Consider the following 19881-nt stretch of genomic DNA (forward strand, 5'->3'; position numbering starts at 1 on the left):
TCCTTGCCGGCACGGGGCCGAGGGCGACCTCGACACGACGGTGGAGAACTCCGGCTCGGACGTGACAGCGCGCAGGGACCGGCGAAGGCTCCCGCGGGCGTACGCCCCCCTAGCACCGCCGCTGCGCTGTGGATGCGAGACGACACGCTTCGACGGACCCTGAAAGAAGCCGACCACGGAGGCGCGTCATGACCGGGGAACACACACGAGCGCCAAGCGCGATCGTCCACATGACCATCTCCGGCGACCCGTCCGTGGCCCAGGTGGTCGCCGACACCGTGGCGCAATCGTTCAGACTCACCACCGCCCCGGCCCCCCTCACCGCCGGGGACTACGCCGCCCCGGCCGACACAGCGGAACGAGCGCGGTGGCAGGTGGACACCTCCGCCCCGATCGCAGGTGCCGCCACACCACCAGTCGCCCCCGCCGCCCCGGGAGCGGGAGCGGTGAGAGTGGAGCTCGGAGGGAGACCCGATGCGGTCCGCAGGCTCACGGCGCTGATCCGGGGATGCTTTCGCTCAGGACCGCCGACGGGGATGTCACAGGGCTTCGAGGTATGGCCGGAGGACCGACGACAGGACGGCGAGGAGACCCACCCACCCCACGCCGCGAAGGAACCGTCGACGGCCGCCGAACAGCCGCCGCACCAGTGACCTTGGTGGTCGGCCCCCGGGACCGGCCAAGGGCCTGACCCGCCGGTGAGCGGCCCGGATCCTCCAGTGCGTCCTCGTCTGCGGCCCCCCTGTGCGGGCACCGGCGGCATCGACCTCGACGCCCGCTCCGTGCGCGCCGCCGCGACCGACACCTTCGGCAACGGCGAACTGTTCACCCTGCCCGTCGTCCTCGGCTCCTTCTGACCCCGCCCACGCCGGTCGCCCGCGAACCCGAACCACCTGAGGAGCGGAGCGGCACAGCCCTCCCCTTGCGGGACATCACTGCCGCCGCCCGAACGATCCGGCCCGGCGTCGATGCCCGCACCGCCCTTCAGCTCGCAGGGGCACTGCCGGCCATCGTCCAGAGCGAGCACGGCGGGGAGGCCGTCCTGCAGTCGATCCGCCACAGGAACAGCTGGCACTCCGGCGCTGTGGGCCCCTCACCCTTCACTGGGGTGCGGGGCCCACAGCATTTCCCCGCGGCGTTTCTTGAAGATTCTGCAGGTGCTCAGACGCTCAGCGGGCCCGGGGGTGAGGGGGCATCAGCTCGGTGCCTGAGTGGCTCCTTGGCCCTTCTGGGTGAACATGTCGATCAGGCCGTGGACTGTGTTGCCCGCGGAGTCGATCCGGTGGACCTCGGCACCTTCGAAAGTGGCGATCTCGGCGCTGCGGCGGAACATGGCCTGCTCGTACTCGCCGAGCGCGGCCTCGATGTCGTCGGGGTGCGCGGCGAGGGCCTTGCCGAGTTCGGCGCCGTCGAGCATGGCCAGATTGGCGCCCTCGCCGTTCGGGGCTGCGAGGTGGGCGGCGTCGCCGACAAGGGTCACCCCAGGCACCCGGTCCCACCGGTGCCCTGTCGGCAGTGCGTAGTGGGGGCGCAGGACCGGCGCGGTGTCGCTGCTGGTGATCAGCGCGGTGAGTTCCGGTGCCCAGCCGTCGAATTCGGCCGCGATCCGCGCGGTCGCTGTGGCGGCATCGGTGAAGTCGATGTCGGCGAACCAGTCCTGCGGCTTGGACAGCGCCGTGTAGGTGTGCAGGGTGTCGCCGCTTTCCCGGTGAGCGAAGATCTCCTTGCCCGGCGTGGGAGCGATCATCGACCTGCTGCCGACCGCTTTCGCGGCGGCGGGGTGCCGGGTGTCGGCGCCGTACAGGTAGGTCTCGACGAACGACGTGCCGGTGTACTGCGGTGTGGCGGTGGAGAGCAGCGGCCGGACCCGTGACCAGGCGCCGTCCGCGCCGGCCAGAAGGCTCGTCACGACGGTGGTGCCGTCGGCGAACGTCACCTCGTGGCGGCTCTCGCCGAGGCCTCGGGCGTGACTGACCTTGTGCCCCCACCGGACCGTGCCGGCCGGTAGCGATGCGAGCAGGATGCCTCGCAGCTCGCCGCGCATCGCCTCGGGGCGTCCGCCCGTGCCGTCGTCGGCCTCCTCGAACAGGACGGTCCCGTCCCGGTCGAGTACCCGTATCGCCTGGCGGCCCTCCAGGACGATGGCGCGGAACTCCTCCATCAGGCCGGCCGCTTCGAGGGCGAGCTGCCCGTTGTAGTCGTGGATGTCGAGCATTCCGCCCTGCGTGCGCGCCGACGCGGAGACATCGGCCTCGTAGACCGTGACCGGGATGCCGTGGATGTGCAGGACGCGGGCCAGCGTGAGCCCGCCGAGGCCGGCGCCGATGATCGTGACTGGGGTGTGCATGGTGGCTCCTTCGGGATCGGGCCGCCCGGTGAGCTCCGGCCGGCCGTCTCCGGAAAGGTGCCAGCCTCCGCTGACGAGCCACCGGCATCCGGCCGACAGCCCCCGACAGCGCTCCGACACAGCACCGACACCGCAGATCAGCTGTCTGTCAGGCGGACACACCCTCCTGGCTGAGCCCACAACCAAACGGGGTGGCGAGCGGGGTGGCCGTTTCAAGGAGACTCGACAGCGCCCGAGTAAACCGGGTTTACTCGCCGTTCTCCGGCCGGAATGACCTGAAGCCGGTCAGGGCAGCGGCCCGCCGGGACGACCTGACGGCCCGGGCGAGTGCGGCGGCCGCCGACGGCTCCGCTCCGGTCGCTGATGTGAACCCGGTCTGCTCCGGCCGCCAGGCGGCCGTCCCCGACCCAGCGTGCTGAGGCCGTTCCCGCCTCGCTGACCCTGCACCCGGACCTGAGGGACGGCACTGCCGCCGCCCGAACGATCCGGGCCGGCGTCGACGCCCGCGCCGCCCTTCAGCTCGTGGGGGCATTGCTGGCCGTCGTCCAGAGCGAGCCCGGCGGGGAGGCCGTCCTGCAGTCGATCCCCCACAGGAACAGCTGACGCCCCGTCGCCGTGGGCCTCTCCCCCTTCACCGGTTGCGGGCCCACGGCATTTCCCGGCCGTCGAGGACGACGCCACTCCGTCCGTCGTCAGCCGTAGGACCGGCTGGACCCCGCCGAAGGGCATCGACAGCACTCGCACACCCAGGCTGACGAGCATCCCGTTGGCCTCGCCGCAGAACAGGGGCACGGGGAGACCACTGCCACGTACCGCGGCACGTCGGCGGGTGTGATGGCGCAGAACCCGGCAGGTGCGACCGGCGGCCCCGTTCTTCATTGTCCGGATTCCGTCTGCATTCCGCGGCGACTCGGTTGTCACGATGTGGTGTTGGCCTTCGGTGTCCCGGGCTGCCCTGCCGCGGGGTCGGCACTCCTCGGAGCAGCGGTCTTCGGGCCGGCGCGCATTCGACCTCTGAATCGGAGACTGCGTTGAGAATTGCCACGATCCGCCGCAAGCTGGCGCTCCTGCTCGCCGCGGTGATCAGCGTGTCGGGCCTCGTCATGGTGACGGCCCAGCCGGCGGCTGCCGCGTGCGGGTTCTCGCAGATGCCCGGACCGCACGTCTGGCGCGACACCCACAGCCAGACCGTGTTCGCAACCGTGTCGCTGTACTACAACTCGTGCCCGGACCAGCGGACCGTCTGGGCCGAGATCGACACCGACACCTACATGCTGCACTGCTACGTCCCCAGCGAGTACTGGTCCATGTCGCTGGACATCGTCGACGAGAACATGAGGCAGGTCCAGCACGTGACGAGCCCGTGGACCAACTACTACTCCGGCATCAGCACAATCCCCATCAAGATCGACAACTACGCGGCGCCGAAGAACTTCCAGGCACGGGGATGGTTCGGAATCAGCACCAGCCCATCCGGGCCCGCCTACACAGGCGGCTACGCTGACAGCTCCTGGCACTCGTTCAGCTACGGCGGGGACGGCGGCGGCGGATTCGGCGCAGGCGTCTCCACCGGCACGATCATGAGCTGCTGACGAGGCCTGCGGAATGATCTACGGACGCCGGCGGATCGAAGGCCCGCAGGGACCGACTGGCCGACCCGGTCCGTAACCCGCACGGGAGACAGGGTGGTACCGCGGAGCGGTGCCACCCTGTCTCGCTGACGCGCGTGACGCCTGCGCCTGGCCGGCACCTCCGTCGGTGCACCCGTAGCCGGCCCACCCTCCTGCAGAGCCCCCGGCCGCGGCCGAACCGGCCGCCGCGTCCATGACTACCGGTCAACACAGGGTGCAGTCCGCCACTCCGCCGATCCGGACAGACCCGGCCGGCCGGAACGCGACCTTCGGCACTCACCCCACGGACGCGCGGCGGCCCGGCCCCGGAGGGGTGCACTGCGGCGGGAGCGGTCATCCCTGCGCGCCCACGGCCTCCAGCCCACGCAGTTCCCGCTCGGCACGCTGCTGATCGGCGAACGCGTCGATCCCGTAGTCCACCGCCCGCACACAGGCAGCGACCAGGCCCCGGGCGAGGTCGAGGACGGCTCGTGCGGCCAGGGCCCGCCCCGGCCGGCCGCCCGCCCCGAGGGCACGTTGTCGCCCGTGACCTCGGACATGGCGCGCACCGCCGCCCCCACCGCGGTCGGATCCGTCAGCCGGTCGCTGCGCCGGGCGAGGTACTCCTGCCGCAGGTACCCGATCGCACCGTCCTCGCCGTCCCGCTCGGCCGCGTCCGGGCCGAGCGGGACGGGGCCGGTGCCCTGTCGTCCGGCTTCTCGCCCGGCGCTGCGGCCCGTGCCGACCTGCTGCAGCCGCGCGGGGCGCGGTCTGCAGTCGGGGCCGGCGGCCCGGCGTCAGCAGGTGGGCAGGCCTCGGCCTCCGCGGTCGCCGCTGCCGAGCCAGACCTCGGAGATGTAGCCCTCCCGTCCGTCGGCCGAGCGGGCCTTGTACCAGCGGGTGCTGGTGAACAGGCCCGGGTTGCGGTCGTCGATCGCGTTGTTGTCCTCGCCGTTGGTGATCCGGTCGCCCTGGAGCTGGCAGAGGGCGTCGAGGCCGGCGCCGCTGTGCATGTCGGTGCCGTCGACCTTGCAGTTGAACAGGCGGCACCTGGCGACGGTGCGGGTGGAGAGGTAGGCCGGGGTGTCCTCGCGCAGCTGGGTCGCGCCGTTGGTCACCTGGTCGAAGACGGTGACGTGGACCGGCTGCGGGGATGCGGGCCCGGCCGGGGCGGGTGTGTCGGCCGGGGCGGCGGCCGGTGCCGGCGGTGGGGTGGTGGTGCGGGTCTGCGGGGCCGCGGCGGCGGCGCCGATGGTGAAGGAGACCGTGCCGGTGCTGACGGAGCCGTCCATGCTGCCGATGGAGGTGGTGTAGGTGCCGGCGGGGTCGCCCTTGCAGGGCCAGGTCCAGGCGACGGTGCCGTCGGCGCGGCCCTTGGTCGCGGACTTCACCGGGTACGGCCGGCCGTCGGGGTAGGCGGCGTCGATGTAGTACTCGACGCCCTCGGCGAAGCCGGAGGTCCGGCCGACGAGGGTCCCGCCGTCGGTGGTGCACGTTCCGTCGACGGTGAGGGTCGGGTGCGCGGGCTCGGCGCGCGGGTGGACGGGGTACTGCCGGTAGATCTCGTCGCTGCACCCCGGCGTGCGGATCTGCTCGGGCACGGGGATGACGTCGGAGTACAGGAACCCGGACGTCTGCGGGTGCTCGCCGTCGAGCTCGGTGACGTAGAACCAGCGGCCCTGCGTGTCGGCGCCGAGTGTGCTGTGCTCGGGTGCCGGGCGGGCGTAGCGGCCGGTGACGTCGTGCCAGCAGCGCATCTGCACGGTGGTGCCGGTGGCCAGGCGTTCGACGGGGGCGCACTGGACGTTGGTGTCCTGCAGGTCCTGCTGGGTGGGGATGGCCGCGGGGCAGCCGCGCAGGATGGCGCCGGCGGACTCGGTGGTGCTGATGCGGCTGGTGCCGGACAGCCGCGTCACGGACATGGTGGGCGTGGCGGTTGCGGCCGGGCGGGCGGCCCCGGCCGGGACGGTGGGCGTTGCGGGCGGCGAGGGCTCGTCGTGGGTGAAGAGGATTCCCGCCGTGACGAGGACGGCTGCGGCGCCGCCGACGGCCAGGCGCGACACTGCACGGTTCATGCTCGGCTCCTTGCGCTGTGCTGTGCGGGGCCCGACTTGGCGGCCGCCGGCCTGGCGGGGTACCGGGGCGGGCAGGGGTGGTCAGCAGGGAGGGACGGGGGCTGCGTTGTCGATCCGGGTGTAGACGGCCGGTGCCCAGCCGCCGGTGTCGAGCCGGTACCAGGTCCCGGTGGGCTGCGGGTTCGGGCCGCTGTAGGACGGGCCGACGGTGACCTTGCGTCCGCCGTCGATCCGGCAGACCACGGAGAGCAGGTCGTCGGGGTTGTATCCCCGCCCGTCGGGGTTCGGCGCGGCCGCGCGGGGGTCCTTGGAGGTGGCGAGGAGTTTGGATCCGGCACCGTCGTCGGTCCAGCTGACGTGCGCCGGGAACGGGCCGGCGCCGGCACCCGCCGGGCTGGGCCCGGTCGGGACTGGGCCGGGGGAGCTCGGGGTGACGGACGGTGTCGCCGATGCGGTCGGCGGGGACGACGCGGAACTGTGGCCGGTCGTGCCGGTGGACAGCAACCACGCCCCGACGCCAAGTAGGACGACACCGACGGCGACCAGCACGACGACCACCGGAGAGCGCGACGGGAGCGGAGGCGGCGAGGACGGCGGGGGCTCCTGGCCCTCATCGGCGAGCTGCGCGTTCACTGCCTCGTCGAAGAACTGTTTCCAGTACCCCTCGTCCTGCTGCTCGGCGGGCAGGTCCTTGGCTTCGGGGAGGGAGAGGCATGCGGTGACGACCTTCTGAAATTCCTCCCGGCTCTCCGATTTCAGTGGGCCCTGGTTGAGCAGCCTGCTGAGCACGGGCGCAGACATTCCAACCTTTGGAACGAGGGACGCCTGCGTGGTTCCGCAGTCGGCGATCAGCTTTTTGATCGCTCTCCGGAATTCCTCGGCCCGGCGTCCTGACGTGTTCCGGCCATTTCCCACCGGCATGCTCCCCTACTCGGCCAGTCAGGTAATCTGACGGACCATCATGCAGGCTCAAGGGGAGATCGTCAGACCGTTTCCGGTGGTCGCGGCCGTTTCGGAACCTTCCCGGAAGGGACGCGGAACACTCCCGCGATTCCAGGAAATCCCGGCATGAGCTGCGGAAATTCCACTGCTCCCCTACCTCTGGTTCCGCGGCCGCGCGACTGGTGGACTTTTCGCCGGGTGCAGATCTGCACCGAATCTCCTCACCCAGAGAAAGGGCATACCGTGCTCACCGGTCACAGCTTTCCCTTCGACACCGCCAGCCACATCGGGGCGGTCGCCGTCATGGGCGGCGGCGTCGTGCTCCTCGCCACGGCGGCGGTGTTCGCGGCCGGGCACCGCCGCAGCGGCGGGCGCCCGCAGGCCCGCTCGCGCGACGCGTGGATCTTCTTCGCGATCCTCGTCTTCGCGCTGGCCCTGGTCGCGATGGACACCCCCGCGACGCGTCTCGCCGCGGTCGGCACGCTCGTCGTCACCTGCGCCCGCGCCTGGTACCGCAAGGGCGCCGCCGACGACGACTCCCCCGCCGGCCCCACCCACAAGAGCATCTTCTCGGTGAGGCTCCGCGGCCTCACCTACCGCCGGACCTCCACCGAGCCCGCCGAGAAGGCGTCCTCGTCCAAGGCCTCCTGACCCGGGAGAGCAACCAAACGACCTGCGTCATGCTTCGGTGCCGGGGCGGGGCCTGCCTGCCTGCCTGCCTGCCTGCCTGCCTGCCTGCCCCAGCATCGCGCCATGGCGGGCAACGAACGTGCGGTCGCCGTGACCGGCCGTCACGCACGAAGGGCGGGCGGCGGAGGCAGTCGGACCCCCGGGCAGGGGCATCGCGCCGTGTCGGCCGGACGGTGCGGATCGTTGGTCGGACATGGAACGGTGTCAGGGGGCTGCCTTGATCGCAGCGGAATCGGTTCTTCGAACGGCCACGGACGGACGGTCGGCGGCGGCCTGCGTGTACGGGCGGCCGCGGTGAGCGCCCGCGGCTCCGGAATGGTCCCACCGCAGCGTTCCCGGCCCGCGGCGTGCACCAGGAGCCTTCTCCTCGGGGCCGTCCTGGGCCCGGGCGTGGCCGTCGAGGTCAAGTCCGTTCTCCGCTTCCACCCCGACGACCCGTACGCGGTCCACCTCGACATCGGTACCGACATGCGCACCCCGGTGACGTGGATCCTGTCCCGTGAGGTGCTGACGGCCGGCCTGACCGGGCCCTCGGGCATGGGGGACGTTCTGGTCCGCCGCGGCACCGAAGACGACGCCGACACCGTGTTCGTTCTCCTGAAGGGAGAGGAGGCCACTGCGTTGATGTGCATCCCGGTTCTCGACCTGCAGACCTTCCTGGCCTGGACCGAGTGCGTCGTGCCGCCCGGCATGGAAGGCGAGCACCTGGACCTGGACGCGCTCGTCCACGACCTCCTGGCGCTTTCCTGACCGCGGACGAGCTCGGACAAGGCGAAGAACCAGGAAGCCCGCCGCGGCCCAGGCGGACCAGCGCCTCGACGGGATGGAGCTCGGCGGCGCTGTTCCTGCCCGCAGCGGCCCCGGCGGCCTCCGGCACAGGCCGTCGGGGCCGAGTCGGCCGTCGTGTCCTTCAGCAAGTTCCGGCGCACCGACGGCCCGGCGTCGGCGACAGTCCGCCACCTGCCCTGGAGGTCGGGGGCGCCGCCTCGCGAAGGCACCGATCTGCGGCCTCTTCCCGGCCCGGGGTGGCGACGTCAGCCGGTGGCCGTGCGAAGAATGCGGTCCCGCGAGGCCGCCGCCTCGGCGCGCAGGCCGGGCAGGTCGACGTCCAGGACGCGGCCGGCCCATTTCCGAATCTGTCCGGCGATCAGCACGGTGTCGATGTTGCGGGTGTCGCAGCCGAGGACGGCCGTCCCGGTGGGGTCGTTCAGCGGGAGGTTGTTGATCTCGTCGGTGGTGAGGAGGAGCAGGTCGGCCTGTTTGCCGGGTGTCAGTGATCCGGTGGTCTCCCCGAGGCCGCAGGTGCGGGCGCCTTGCAGGGTGGCGAACTCCAGTACGTCGGCGGTGCCGATCCGGCCGGGCACCGTGCCGACGGCGCCCGATGCGTGGGCGGCGTTCACGGCCCTCATCCGTTGGATCGCGAGGAGGGTTCGCATCTGGGTGAACATGTCGCCGGCCAGGGCGACTTCGACATCGATGCTCAGCCCGGGCCGTACCCCGGCAGCGAGCGCCTCGTCAATGGCGGGTACGGCGTTGTCCAGGCCGATCTGCGGCTCGGAGGCGGGGGCGAGTGAGACGGTGGCGCCGCTCGCGGCGATGGCCCGCCATGCGTCCCGGCTCAGGCCGGTGGCGTGGATCAGCTGCACCTGCTCGTCGAGCAGACCGGCTCGTGCCCAGTCGAGGATCGCCCGCGAGGACGGGGCTCCGAACACCGCGTCGACGCTCACTCCGATGCCGAGTTCGCGTGCGGTGCGGGCGAGGCCGGGTCCGTGGGCAAGGTCGGGGCCGGCGATCTCGGCGGTGGCGAGAGCGGCGAGGCGGAAGGTGAGCAGCGGATGGGTGAAGCGGTCGCGGAGCCGGGCGAGGTCGGCCGGCCACTGCCGGTCCCAGGCGCCGAAGTGCGGTGCCATCGAGGCGTGGATGCCGCGGATGCCGGTGTCGACCAGTGCCTGCACAGCGGCGTCGGAGTGTTCTGCGCTGCGGGAGTTGTGGGAGAAGTCCAGCATCGTGGTGATGCCCGAGTCCACGGCGCCGAGGGTGGCCAGTCGCGTGCCGGTGTACATGTCCTCGGGCCGGTAGGCGGGGGCGCAGCGGGCGAGGGTGGTCGTCAGGTAGCCGGCGAGATCGTCGACGTCGGGGATGGTGCGGCGCAGTTGGGCCTGCCAGGCGTGGCGGTGGGTGTCGACGAAGCCGGGGAGGAGGAGGGTGCCGGCGGCGTCGATCACGATGGTGTTGTGGGCGGCGTCGGCGGCTTGCAGGTCGGGGGCGACGGCGGTGACGGTGCTGCCGGTGACGAGCAGGTCGCCGGTGTCGAGGGTGCCGAGGGCCGGGTCCATGGTGAGGATCGTTGCGCCGGTGAACAGGATCCGGCGTGCCGGGTCGTCGGCGGTTTGCCGCAGACGGTCGAGGAGGTCCGGGCGGTCGGTGTCGGTCGGGCGGTGAACAGGTTGCACGGAAGTCCGTTTCGCAGGTGGTCGGTGGTGGCGGGGCGTCCGGTGGCCGGTGCCTGCTCGGCGGCGCCGGGCAGGGTCCGGGTCGGCCCCTGGCCGCCGGCCGGGAGCGGCGGATGCCGGGTGATCGGAGCCGGGGTGGTCGGCGCGGTGGTGCCCGGCTCCAACGTGGCAGGCTGCGGGGCGTGCTTCCAGGTCGCGGTGTACCGGGGGTGCGCCCCGCCGGGGTGCGGGGTTTCCGGGGTGTGGTGCACCCCCTCTCCGGGGTTCTGCCGGCCGGGGCGGGGGCCGTAGCCTTCGGTCATGCGCACCGACCTGTCCCCGCGGCGCGACAATGCGCTCGGGGAGTACCTGCGGGCCCGTCGGGCCCAACTGGCCCCGGATCGGGCGGGGGTGAGCTGGGTCGGCCACCGGCGGGTGCCGGGCCTGCGCCGGGAGGAGGTCGCCCGCCTCGCCGGGGTCAGCACCGACTACTACACGCGCCTCGAACAGGGTCGCGAGCGCAACCCCTCCCCGCAGTTGCTGCACGCCGTCGCCCGCGCGCTGGACCTGGACGGGGACGCCGCCGAATACTTGGCCGGCCTCGCCGCACCGCCTCCGTCCCGGCGACGTGGCGCCTGCGGAGCGGTCGCGCCCGTGCTGCGGCACCTCATGGAAGCGCTGTCCACGCCCGCGCTGGTCGTCGGGCGGACGCTGGACGTCCTGGCGCTCAACCCGTCCGCCGCCGCTCTCTACGGCGGGTTCGCCCGGGTGGACAACCTGGTGCGGATGACGTTCCTCGACCCGGTCTCCCCCACCTTCCACCGGGACTGGGAGGCGGCCGCCCGCGCGGCGGTGGCATCTCTGCGCGCCGCCGCCGGCCACGACCGCCACGACCCCCCACTGGTCGCACTCGTCCGTGAACTCTCCCTCCACAGTCACGACTTCCGTGGCCTGTGGGCCAGGCACGACGTCCACAGCAAAACCGGCGGCACCAAGTCACTGCACCACCCACAGGTCGGCGACCTGGAGCTGGCCTACGAGACGCTCACCCTCAACAGCGCCCCCGACCAGCAACTGGTGGTCTATCAGGCAGCGCCCGCCAGCCCATCCGCCGGACGCCTGGCACGGCTGCACGCACCGAACCCGTGAGGCAGGGTGGCAGTCCTCGGCACGCTGAGCTGTAGGCGGCCGGTGGCCGTCCTCGTGGCCCGGCCGATCGGCTCTTCGCCCGTGGCGGCGGACTGATCGAGAAGGGCGCGCTCCGGCCTCCGGGCCCCGCCGGCGTTCCGGAGGTGGCCCGTTCGGAGCGGCGACACCGGCCCGGACGGCGTACTGCCCCGAACGGACCACTGCCGGACGGTCAGCGGAACCGGTGCAGGTTCTCGTTGAGGAACGCCTCCAGGGTGCGCGGGGCGCGCCCGGTGAGGTGGGTGAAGGTGTCGTCCGGTGTCTCCGTGCGGGCCACCGCGAGCTGTTGGATCTCCACCACGTGGGTGGCGAGCCAGTCCGGCATCCCGGCCCGGCCGACCAGACGGGCGTGCAGTTCGGACGGCGTCAGGTCGAGGTAGCGGACCGGGCGGCCGAGCAACTCGCCGATCAGTGCGGTGAGTTCCTGGTGACTGTAGGCCTGGCCACCGGTGAGCTGGTACGTGCCGCCCGCCGGCTGCGGGCGGGTGAGGACTGCTGCCGCGGCGTCCCCGATGTCCCGGACGTCCACGTAGTTGCAGCGGGCCCGGCCCGTCGCTCCGTGCACCACCCCGGCGGCGGCAATGCCGGGCGCCAGGAGCAGCAGCTTCTGCATGAAGGCGTACGGCCGCAGGACGGTGGTGGTGATGCCGGAGGTGCGCAGCCGTTCCTCGACGAGGTGGTGGCCGCGGGAGACGGCGACCGGGGAGTCCGGTTCGGCGGCGGGTGCGGAGATCTTGACGATGTGTTGCACACCGCAGTCGACGGCCGCCTCGATCGCGTTGAGCTCGAACTGCACCTGGTGCGGGCCGTTGGCCATGGTGAGGAAGAGTTGGTCCGCGCCGTCGAACGCCGCCCGCAGCGACTGCGGGTCGGCCGCGTCGGCCGGGAGGGGAAGCGCCCGGGCGAGGGTGTGCCCGTCGAGTGCCGCGGCGAGGCGGGCCGGGTCGCGGCTCAGGGCGCGGCTCGGTGTGCCGAGGGCGGCGAGGCTGCGCAGGGTGGCGCCGCCGGTGGCGCCGGCGGCGCCCATGATGACGATCATGACATCTGCCTTTCGGGTCGGGGTGCGGTGGGGAGCCGGCGCTGCGGGGCGCGGGTCGGTCGGGTGCCGCGCCAGCGCCAGGTGGTGATGGTGGCCGCGATCGCCGAGGAGACCGGCAGGTCGACGGGCAGCCTGCGCGGCCACGGGCTGTCGGCGAGGGCCGGGAGGTGCGGCAGCCAGTGGGCGGCGGCGAGGCCGACGGCCAGGCCGAGTGCCGCGGCGGCCAGCCCCAGGGCTGCGGCCGCGGCCGCGCGCGGGGCCCGGGCGGGCCGGGTTCGGACGGGACGGCGGCGCAGCGTGGCGCCGAGGGCGGCGGCCACCAGGGCGGAGGTGCCGCCGATGGTGGTGAGCGCCGCGGCCACCAGCTGGGGCTGCCCTGTGACGGCTCCGCCGAGGCCGGCCGTGACGGCGGGCATGGCGTAGGCGGCCAGGACCTCGCGCCACAGGACGAAGGGCGGGGGTGCCCCCGGATCCTTCTTGCGCATGGAATCTCCTCTCCAGGATTTAATGAGGCACCTAAGTGTTTATGCTTAGGCACCTAACTATGTGGGCGAAAAGAAGGGCGGACCGACCGGCGGCCCGCCCGAGTGCGGTCAGTCCCCGGTGAGCGCGTCGATGCCCGCGACCACCCGGGCCAGCAGGTCGAGGAAGGTGCTGCGCTCCTCTGCGGAGAGCCCGCCCACCAGGGCCTGCATCCGGGCGAAGTGCTCGGGCGCCAGGTCGCGCAGCTTCTCGGCGCCGCGCGCAGTGAGGATCACCACGTTGCCGCGCCCGTCCTCGGCGGACGGCCGGCGGGCCACCAGACCCTCCCGCTCCAGGCCGTCGACCAGTCCGGTCACGGTCGCCCTGGAGACCCCGAGGCTCGCCGCCAACTGGGACGGCGACTTCTCGCCGCCGTGGTCCTCCAGGTCGGCCAGCAGCCGGTAGCGACCGGTCGAGAGGCCGAAGCGACCGAAGTGCACCTCGCCGGCCTGCCCGATCCGGGCACCGGCCGCCATCAGCCGTGCCGCGACCAGGACCGCCTGCGGATCGACCGTGAGGCCGTAGCGGGAGATCTGGCGACGGGCCTGGTCGAGGGTGGGGGCGCCGAGGTCGGACTCGGGGTACTGGGTCACGAGAAGTAATATGGCGCCTAATCAGATCCGGGTCAAGCCGATCCGGAACCCCACGGCACCCGGCAGCTCGCCGCGCCGACGGTGGGCGCGCGTCCCGCCCGCCGCCCGGCCTGCGAAAATCGCCGGGGTATCGACAGCCGGTGTGCGCCACACCCTGGACTTCCTTGACTGCTGCGACTGATCGACAAGAGGTCGACCGCCTTCCGCGCCGCGGTCGGCCCCCCGGTGCCGGATCAGTGCGTTCTCAAGAGGGGCGCGGCCGGCTGCGGCAGGGTGCCGACAGGCTGGTGTCCCGCTGCGGGGACCGGGCAGGCAACACCGGGCGGTCGGGCGACGACGGAGCACGCCGGACACGAGAACCCGCGCAGTCCGACGGGAGGCGACCACAGACCCTCCGGTCCCACCCGTCCCGGCGATCCGCTCGGCGTACGCACGCTTGGCGGCGGGACGCTACGGATGCGCCTCGCGGCCGGAAGCCCGGTCGCAGTCCTGCCTGTGCCCGGCGTCCTGGACTCCCGCTGCGCCCTGGAACTGCCGGAAGCGCTGCTCGCCGCGGCGCGGGCGCGCCCGGACGACGCCATCGACTACGAGGCTCCCCGCACGCCCTACCGGCAGCTCGCAGCCATCCTGCGGGCCCGCATCGCCCGCGGCGACCGGCAGCAGGGGCGGGCCGCCGCGGGCGATGCGCAGCTGGTCCAGCAGTACGGTCTCGCGCGCAGCACGGTCCGCCGCACCGTTGCCCTACTGGTCGGGGGAGGCGTGCTCTCCGTCGTCCCCCAGCGCGGCACGTACGTGGCAACCGCCGCCGGCCGGTAGCCGGCACGCTCCTGGCAAACGCCCGTCAATGGGTCCGGATCCGTCGTCATCGTGCGGCCCGCGCGAACGGGGCGCGGGCCGCACATCGGGCCGTGGGCCGGCCCGGTCGATGCGTCAGACGGCGGGCTTCCGGGTCGAGTTCGGCGCGGCGGTGAGAAGGGCCGTGATCTCCTCGGCGAGCTCCGGGCCGAGCGATCCCCAGCCGTCCTTGTAGCCGTAGACGCCGGCCAGGGTGCGGGCCTCGTAGTCGCCGTTCATGATCTCGACGTCGTCGGCCGTGATCAGCGCCGGGTGCGCGACACCGACCGCCGCCGAGACCTTCATCAGTTCCCGGCGCAGGGTGCGCAGGTAGACCGCGGCCCGGGTCGACTTCGAGGTCGGGTCGAGACCGCGGGCCAGCCACGGGTTCTGGGTCGCGATGCCTGTCGGGCACTTGTCGGTGTGGCACTTCTGCGCCTGGATGCAGCCGATCGACAGCATCGCCTCACGGCCCACGTTGATCATGTCGACACCCAGGGCGAAGGCGACCGCGGCGTTCTCCGGCAGGCCGAGCTTGCCCGAGCCGATGAAGGTCAGTTCGTCGGTCAGCCCCAGCTCGGCGAAGGTGCCGTACACCCGTGAGAAGCCCATCCGGAACGGCAGCGACACCGAGTCGGCGAACATCCGCGGCGCCGCCCCCGTCCCGCCCTCGCCGCCGTCGACGGTCACGAAGTCCACCCCGCGGTCGCCGCGTGCCATCAGAGCGGCCAGTTCCTGCCAGAACCCCAGGTCTCCCACGGCGCTCTTCACCCCGACCGGCAGCCCGGTCTCGGCCGCGAGCAGCTCGACGAAGTCCAGCATCGAGTCCACGTCGCCGAAGGCGCTGTGCCGCGACGGCGACGCGCAGTCCTGCCCGGCGGGGATGCCGCGGATCGCGGCGATCTCCGGGGTCACCTTCGCCCCCGGGAGCATGCCGCCCAGCCCGGGCTTGGCACCCTGCGAGAGCTTGATCTCGATCGCCTTCACCGGCGCGCCGGCGACCACGTCCTTGAGCTTGTCGAGGTTGAAGCTGCCGTCCGCGTTGCGGCAGCCGAAGTACGAGGTGCCGAGCTGGAGGACCAGGTCACCGCCGTTGCGGTGGTACGGCGACAGGCCGCCCTCGCCCGTGTTGTGCATCGCGCCGGCCAGCGCCGCGCCCTGGTTGAGCGCCGTGATCGCCGGGCCCGACAGCGACCCGAAGCTCATCGCCGATATGTTGACCACGCTCGCCGGCCGGAACGCCTTCGCCCGCCCGCGCGGCCCGCCCAGCACCTTCGCCGAGGGCAGGAAGGCCTGCGGGTCGTGCACGTCGGGCAGCGGGCCGGCGAACGTGCGCTGCTTCAGGTACGCGTGCCCCTGGACGTGCTCCACGTCCACCTCGGTGCCGAACCCGAAGTAGTTGTTCTCCTCCTTCGCCGAGGCGTAGATCCAGGTCCGCTGGTCTCGGCTGAACGGGCGCTCCTCCTCGTTGGAGGCCACGATGTACTGCCGCAGCTCCGGCCCGATCCGCTCCAGCAGGTAGCGGGCGTGCCCGACCACCGGGAAGTTCCGCAGCAGCGCGTGCCTCTTCTGTACGAGGTCGCGGGCGGCCAGCACCGCCACCGCGGTCGCAGCGGCCGCGCCGATCTTCCGAGCATTCATGGACGTTCCCCCTCGACGTGCACAGCTCCGTCGCAGTGCGATGGTGCTGATGCTAGGGGGCCGCGCGAACCGTCGTGCAGCCAGGGGCCGGGCGCCCGTGGCTCGGTGAATCCGGGTGAGGAGTGCCGCGGCCACGGCGACCCGGAGTGTCCCTGGAGACAGTGCCTCACCGGAGGCGCGGGATCCGGCGCTGCCCGCACGCGGACGGGCGTTCGTTCCGGTCGCCGGCAGTCCCCACCCCCTGTCGGACCACGGAAGGCAACGGTCCGGTGGCCCGGTCGGTGACGGCGACGGTGAGCAGCGCGCCATCGAGGTCGCCGGCCCCTTTCGGCCTCGCGCCCGCTCCGGCGGGCGGCGGCGAAGCTGACCCCTGACCGTCAAGGACTTCGACCTCACGCCTTGGGTCCGTATGGACTACGGCCTGGACGACGCCATCGACTACGCGGCTCCCCGCACGCCCTACCGGCAGCTCGCAGCCATCGTGCGGGCCCGCATCGCCCGCGGCGACTGGCGGCCGAGGCGGCCCGTCGCGTCCGAAGCACCGCTGGTCCGGCAGTACGGCCTCGCACGCAGCACGGTCCGCCACACCGTTGCCCCGCAGGTCGAGGAAGTCGGACGTCGGGCCGAAGGCGAGGCGTACCCGGCGGTCGCCGAGGAAGGCGTCGGGCGTCACGCACCACACGGTGCCCGGGGGTCGCCTGACGTCGGTGCGACCTGGCCGAACGGGTCCGGGAGGGCCGGCTGCCGGTCAGGGTCGGCCGGGTCCGCGGGAGGGCAGCGTCCGGCTGTAGACGACGCTGGTGGTCGTGCTGCCGAAGCCGGCCAGTTCGTCCACGAGTGTCTCCAGGTGCTCCATGGAGGTCGCGGCCACCTTCAGGGTGTAGCAGTCGTCACCGGTGGTGCGCAGGCACTCCAGGATCTCCCGCCGCTCGGTGAGCAGTCGGCGCAGCGGTTGGTGGCGGTTGCCCGGGTACTTCAGTCGGACGACGGCGAGCACGGGGTAGCCGACCTTGGCCGGGTCGATCGCGGCGTGGTAGCCGGTGATGACGCCCAGCGATTCCAGGTTCCGCACCCGTTCCGTGGTGGCCGAGGCGCTGAGGTTCACCCGTCGCCCCAGCTCGCTGAGCGAGAGGCGGCCCTCCTGCTGCAACCGGTCGATGATCGCCCAGTCGGTGTCGTCGAGATTCACGGCCATGTCGCGACCCTACCGCCGGAACCACGGCAGAATCCCCTCATCGCCGGGAAGTCCTGGTTCCCGGCCTCATGATCTCCGGGATAGCCTCGATGCATGCAACTCGGTGTCAACGTACCGAACTTCGGGCCGGGTACCGACCCCGGCGTCCTGCGTGAATGGGCTCGGATCGCGGAGGGGCTGGGCTTCGACCTCCTCATGGTGTCGGACCACGTGGCCGTCACCCCGGACGTGGCAGAGCGCTACCCGGAACCGTTCTACGAGCCGTTCACGACACTGTCCTGGCTGGCCGGCGTCACCACGCACATGCGGCTGGGCACGACCGTGCTCGTCCTGCCCTACCGGCATCCGCTGCTGGTGGCCCGGATGGCCGGCACCCTCGCCCGGCTCAACGACCGCGGGTTCGTCCTCGGGGTCGGCGTCGGCTGGGCCCGTCAGGAGTTCGACGCACTCGGCGTGCCGTTCACCGCGCGCGGCCGGCTGACCGACGAGTACCTCGCGGCACTGCGGGACGCCGGGCGCACCGGGGCCGAGCCCGGCGTCGCCCCGGTACCCGTCTGGGTCGGCGGCCACAGCGAGGCGGCACTCCGGCGTGCGGTCGCCTTCGGGGACGCCTGGCATCCGCTGCGGCTCTCCGTGGCCCGGATGCGTACGGTCCTGACGGACCGTGCGCTGCCGGCGTTCGCACCCCGCATCGCCCTGCGACTGACCGGGACTCCGGTCGAGGACCCCGAACGGATCGCCGGCGTCGGCACCCTCGAACAGGTCCTCGACGACCTCGAGCAGCTGCGCCTGCTCGGCGCCGACACCGTCGTACTCGACCCCTACCACGGAGATCCGGAGGAGACCCGCCGACCCCGGGCGGCCTGGCGGGCACTCACCGAGGTGGCCACCCACTGGAGGACAGCACCATGATCACGCCCGCCGACGAGGCGTTCCTGCGCCGCGCGATCGGCATCGCGGCCCGCGCCGTCGCCCGGGGGGACGCACCGTACGGTTCCCTGCTGGTGGGCCCGGACGGTACGGTCCTCGCCGAGGCCCACAACACGGTCCGACGCGACGACGACATCACCGCCCACCCGGAACTGAAGCTCGCCCGCTGGGCGGCCCGCGAACTCGACCCGGACACGGCCGCCCGCACCACCATGTACACCAGCTGCCAGCCCTGCGGCATGTGCACCGGCGGCATCGTCCGCTCCGGCATCGGCCGGGTCGTCCACGCGCTCTCCACCGAACAACTCGTCGGACTCAACCCGCAGTCGGGTGCCTGGCCGACGGTGGTACAGGACGGCCCCGCCCTGTTCGACGAGGCACGCGCCCCCGTCGAGGCCTACTACTGACCACCGGGGGCGGGCGGACCGTCCTTCCGTCCGCACCTGCCCCTCATGGCCGGGGGGCCGGCCCGTGCCTCGCCGTGCGGGCCGGGATCAGGACTTCGGCAGGGTGTCCACGAAGTCGGTGCCGGCGGTGTAGAAGCCGTCCACGGTCTTCTGGACGTCCGCGTAGGAGACGGCCTCGGCGTCCTTGTAGTAGAACCAGTTGATCTTCAGGTTCCAGGTGCGCTGTCCGCCGAGGGACGGCAGCAGGTCGATGAACCAGTTGCTGAAGTGGACGTCCATCTTCTCGCGCGGGACGTACTTGCCGGAGCTGGTGAACAGCTCCTTGCCGTCCATGGAGTAGGTGGCCTTCCCGTTCAGGGAGGTGACCATCATGATGTGCCAGCCGCCGAGGCGCTGCTTGTGGGGCTTGGTGACCCGGTCCGGCGGGTCGGCCTTGAACCAGCTGGTGGTGTCGAGCTGCGGGCCGGGCGTGCCCCAGCCGCCGTTCGTCATGTACTCGTAGTCGAGCTCGCTGTAGTTCGCCGAGTCGTCCTGGGGGGAGATCGGGAAGTAGGACTGGACGACGTGGTCGCCGTTCTTGCCGCTCGCCGGCTTGTCGCTGAGGTAGACCCGGGCTGCGTAGGTGCCGTTGAAGAGCTTGGCGCCGGTGCTCTGGATCTCGGCCTGCTTGGTGCCCTTCTGGGTGCCGTCGGTGGACGCCTGCAGCTGCAGGGTCCGCTTGCCCTGGGCGGTGGCGTCGTCGGGGAAGCTGGCGCCGGCGCCGGACCAGGTGTCCTTGATCCCGGGGCCGCCCTCGCCGCTGCGGATCTCCCAGCCGTGGGCGGTGAGCGCGGGGTCGGTGGGACCGGTGTAGTGGAAGTTGTCGAACAGGGTTCCCGGCGGGCCGGTCGGGGTCGGCGAGGCGCTGGTGGCGGCCGCACCCTTCGCCGTCGCGCCGTCGCCGTCGCCGTCGCCACCACCGGAGGCCGCACCGCTCGAACAGGCGGTGAGCACGCAGAGCAGGGTCGGCAGGGTGAGCACGCTCCACGCGCGGTGACGAGGGGTGCGGCGGGGCTGACTCACGCGGGCTCCTTGGGGCGGACCGATCACACGGCGTGCTGATCAACTGATCGGATGAGGGGGTCATCCTAACGGGAGGCCCCGGCCCCTCCGGCGGGCGACCGCCTCATCCGGCGGGGACGGAGTCCGAGGTCAACGGCGTGCGCCGGAGGCCGGACGCGCACGCGCCGACCGGCATTTCGATCCGATTACAACCCGCCGCCAGATCAGGCCAAATCCACCCATCGACCCCAATTCGAATCAGGTCGGTGCACTAGCGTTCGCTCTACGCTTCCGCGGTCTCCGTACCCTGCACGGAAAGGCGTCGCACGGTGCGCCCACGCTTCACCCCTGTCGAACGCGGATCGGCGCACCCGCCCCAGCCTGACGTGCATGAG

General features: G+C 72.4%; 18 protein-coding genes. 8 read left to right on the forward strand and 10 right to left on the reverse strand.

Annotation, left to right across the window (positions count from 1 at the left end; genetic code table 11):
- Window positions 1-719 precede the first annotated feature (719 nt).
- Window positions 720-857, forward strand: coding sequence for a hypothetical protein (locus tag IE98_RS49270; protein ID WP_159400992.1), 138 nt, complete (start codon window positions 720-722; stop codon window positions 855-857).
- Window positions 858-1195: 338 nt separating this feature from the next.
- Here the strand turns inward: IE98_RS49270 and IE98_RS0120690 are convergent, their stop codons facing one another.
- Window positions 1196-2347, reverse strand: a complete 1152-nt coding sequence (locus IE98_RS0120690) for an FAD-dependent oxidoreductase (protein ID WP_030270976.1) — start codon at window positions 2345-2347, stop codon at window positions 1196-1198.
- Window positions 2348-3378: 1031 nt separating this feature from the next.
- Here IE98_RS0120690 and IE98_RS0120695 point away from each other — a divergent pair.
- Entirely contained in the window at window positions 3379-3939 is a 561-nt protein-coding gene (locus tag IE98_RS0120695; RefSeq protein WP_030270978.1) for a hypothetical protein, read from the forward strand.
- Window positions 3940-4754: 815 nt separating this feature from the next.
- On the opposite strand, the gene IE98_RS0120705 is transcribed toward IE98_RS0120695, so the two are convergent.
- Together IE98_RS0120705 and IE98_RS44825 are read right to left on the reverse strand one after the other, a co-directional pair.
- Window positions 4755-6032, reverse strand: a complete 1278-nt coding sequence (locus tag IE98_RS0120705; protein ID WP_030270980.1) for a hypothetical protein — start codon at window positions 6030-6032, stop codon at window positions 4755-4757.
- Window positions 6033-6113: 81 nt separating this feature from the next.
- A complete protein-coding gene (locus IE98_RS44825; protein ID WP_159400993.1) occupies window positions 6114-6833 on the reverse strand; it encodes a hypothetical protein in 720 nt (239 codons plus the stop codon).
- 384 nt (window positions 6834-7217) lie between these two features.
- On the opposite strand from IE98_RS44825, the gene IE98_RS0120715 reads away from it, so the two are divergent.
- Both IE98_RS0120715 and IE98_RS49275 read left to right on the forward strand, forming a co-directional pair.
- Window positions 7218-7625, forward strand: a complete 408-nt coding sequence (locus IE98_RS0120715) for a hypothetical protein (RefSeq protein ID WP_030270985.1) — start codon at window positions 7218-7220, stop codon at window positions 7623-7625.
- A 429-nt stretch (window positions 7626-8054) separates the two neighbouring features.
- The gene (locus IE98_RS49275) at window positions 8055-8414 is read left to right on the forward strand and encodes an SsgA family sporulation/cell division regulator (protein ID WP_052390746.1); all 360 of its coding nucleotides are present in this window, start codon (window positions 8055-8057) and stop codon (window positions 8412-8414) included.
- 284 nt (window positions 8415-8698) lie between these two features.
- Here the strand turns inward: IE98_RS49275 and IE98_RS0120725 are convergent, their stop codons facing one another.
- On the reverse strand, window positions 8699-10117 hold the full coding sequence (locus IE98_RS0120725; RefSeq protein WP_052390747.1) for an amidohydrolase family protein: 1419 nt from the start codon (window positions 10115-10117) through the stop codon (window positions 8699-8701).
- Window positions 10118-10417: 300 nt separating this feature from the next.
- On the opposite strand from IE98_RS0120725, the gene IE98_RS0120730 reads away from it, so the two are divergent.
- Window positions 10418-11245, forward strand: a complete 828-nt coding sequence (locus tag IE98_RS0120730) for a helix-turn-helix domain-containing protein (RefSeq protein ID WP_030270991.1) — start codon at window positions 10418-10420, stop codon at window positions 11243-11245.
- Window positions 11246-11456: 211 nt separating this feature from the next.
- Here the strand turns inward: IE98_RS0120730 and IE98_RS0120735 are convergent, their stop codons facing one another.
- From IE98_RS0120735 to IE98_RS0120745, 3 genes are all read right to left on the reverse strand, one after another.
- Complete coding sequence (locus IE98_RS0120735) at window positions 11457-12323, reverse strand: NmrA family NAD(P)-binding protein (protein ID WP_030270993.1); 867 nt, start codon at window positions 12321-12323, stop codon at window positions 11457-11459.
- On the reverse strand, window positions 12320-12808 hold the full coding sequence (locus tag IE98_RS0120740) for a hypothetical protein (protein WP_052390748.1): 489 nt from the start codon (window positions 12806-12808) through the stop codon (window positions 12320-12322). Before IE98_RS0120740 ends, IE98_RS0120735 begins: the two co-directional genes overlap by 4 nt.
- A gap of 108 nt (window positions 12809-12916) precedes the next feature.
- Window positions 12917-13438: a MarR family winged helix-turn-helix transcriptional regulator gene (locus tag IE98_RS0120745; RefSeq protein ID WP_030270995.1), complete on the reverse strand. Its 522-nt coding sequence runs from the start codon at window positions 13436-13438 to the stop codon at window positions 12917-12919.
- A 495-nt stretch (window positions 13439-13933) separates the two neighbouring features.
- Between IE98_RS0120745 and IE98_RS0120750 the strand changes: the two genes are divergently transcribed.
- Window positions 13934-14254 carry a GntR family transcriptional regulator gene (locus IE98_RS0120750; protein WP_324605790.1) on the forward strand — a complete coding sequence of 107 codons (321 nt, stop codon included), beginning with the start codon at window positions 13934-13936 and terminating at the stop codon, window positions 14252-14254.
- A 114-nt stretch (window positions 14255-14368) separates the two neighbouring features.
- Here the strand turns inward: IE98_RS0120750 and IE98_RS0120755 are convergent, their stop codons facing one another.
- Together IE98_RS0120755 and IE98_RS0120760 are read right to left on the reverse strand one after the other, a co-directional pair.
- Window positions 14369-15913 (reverse strand): FMN-binding glutamate synthase family protein, encoded by a 1545-nt coding sequence (locus IE98_RS0120755; protein WP_030270998.1) that lies wholly within the window; start codon window positions 15911-15913, stop codon window positions 14369-14371.
- A gap of 748 nt (window positions 15914-16661) precedes the next feature.
- Window positions 16662-17108, reverse strand: coding sequence for an Lrp/AsnC family transcriptional regulator (locus IE98_RS0120760; protein ID WP_030271000.1), 447 nt, complete (start codon window positions 17106-17108; stop codon window positions 16662-16664).
- A 93-nt stretch (window positions 17109-17201) separates the two neighbouring features.
- Between IE98_RS0120760 and IE98_RS0120765 the strand changes: the two genes are divergently transcribed.
- Both IE98_RS0120765 and IE98_RS0120770 read left to right on the forward strand, forming a co-directional pair.
- A complete protein-coding gene (locus IE98_RS0120765) occupies window positions 17202-18020 on the forward strand; it encodes an LLM class flavin-dependent oxidoreductase (RefSeq protein ID WP_030271002.1) in 819 nt (272 codons plus the stop codon).
- Entirely contained in the window at window positions 18017-18445 is a 429-nt protein-coding gene (locus tag IE98_RS0120770; RefSeq protein ID WP_030271004.1) for a nucleoside deaminase, read from the forward strand. Before IE98_RS0120765 ends, IE98_RS0120770 begins: the two co-directional genes overlap by 4 nt.
- A gap of 87 nt (window positions 18446-18532) precedes the next feature.
- On the opposite strand, the gene IE98_RS0120775 is transcribed toward IE98_RS0120770, so the two are convergent.
- The gene (locus IE98_RS0120775; protein WP_159400994.1) at window positions 18533-19507 is read right to left on the reverse strand and encodes a glycoside hydrolase family 16 protein; all 975 of its coding nucleotides are present in this window, start codon (window positions 19505-19507) and stop codon (window positions 18533-18535) included.
- Window positions 19508-19881: the final 374 nt, after the last annotated feature.

Source organism: Streptomyces sp. NRRL B-24484, assembly GCF_000717715.1.
In the GTDB taxonomy this organism is placed as follows: Bacteria; Actinomycetota; Actinomycetes; order Streptomycetales; family Streptomycetaceae; genus Kitasatospora.

Coding starts and splice junctions, on each gene's coding strand:
- IE98_RS0120690 (WP_030270976.1), bottom strand. CDS start 2,347: ATGCACACCCCAGTCACGATCATCGGCGCCGGCCTCGGCGGGCTCACG.
- IE98_RS0120705 (WP_030270980.1), bottom strand. CDS start 6,032: ATGAACCGTGCAGTGTCGCGCCTGGCCGTCGGCGGCGCCGCAGCCGTC.
- IE98_RS44825 (WP_159400993.1), bottom strand. CDS start 6,833: ATGTCTGCGCCCGTGCTCAGCAGGCTGCTCAACCAGGGCCCACTGAAA.
- IE98_RS0120730 (WP_030270991.1), top strand. CDS start 10,418: ATGCGCACCGACCTGTCCCCGCGGCGCGACAATGCGCTCGGGGAGTAC.
- IE98_RS0120735 (WP_030270993.1), bottom strand. CDS start 12,323: ATGATCGTCATCATGGGCGCCGCCGGCGCCACCGGCGGCGCCACCCTG.
- IE98_RS0120740 (WP_052390748.1), bottom strand. CDS start 12,808: ATGCGCAAGAAGGATCCGGGGGCACCCCCGCCCTTCGTCCTGTGGCGC.
- IE98_RS0120755 (WP_030270998.1), bottom strand. CDS start 15,913: ATGAATGCTCGGAAGATCGGCGCGGCCGCTGCGACCGCGGTGGCGGTG.
- IE98_RS0120760 (WP_030271000.1), bottom strand. CDS start 17,108: ATGGCCGTGAATCTCGACGACACCGACTGGGCGATCATCGACCGGTTG.
- IE98_RS0120765 (WP_030271002.1), top strand. CDS start 17,202: ATGCAACTCGGTGTCAACGTACCGAACTTCGGGCCGGGTACCGACCCC.
- IE98_RS0120770 (WP_030271004.1), top strand. CDS start 18,017: ATGATCACGCCCGCCGACGAGGCGTTCCTGCGCCGCGCGATCGGCATC.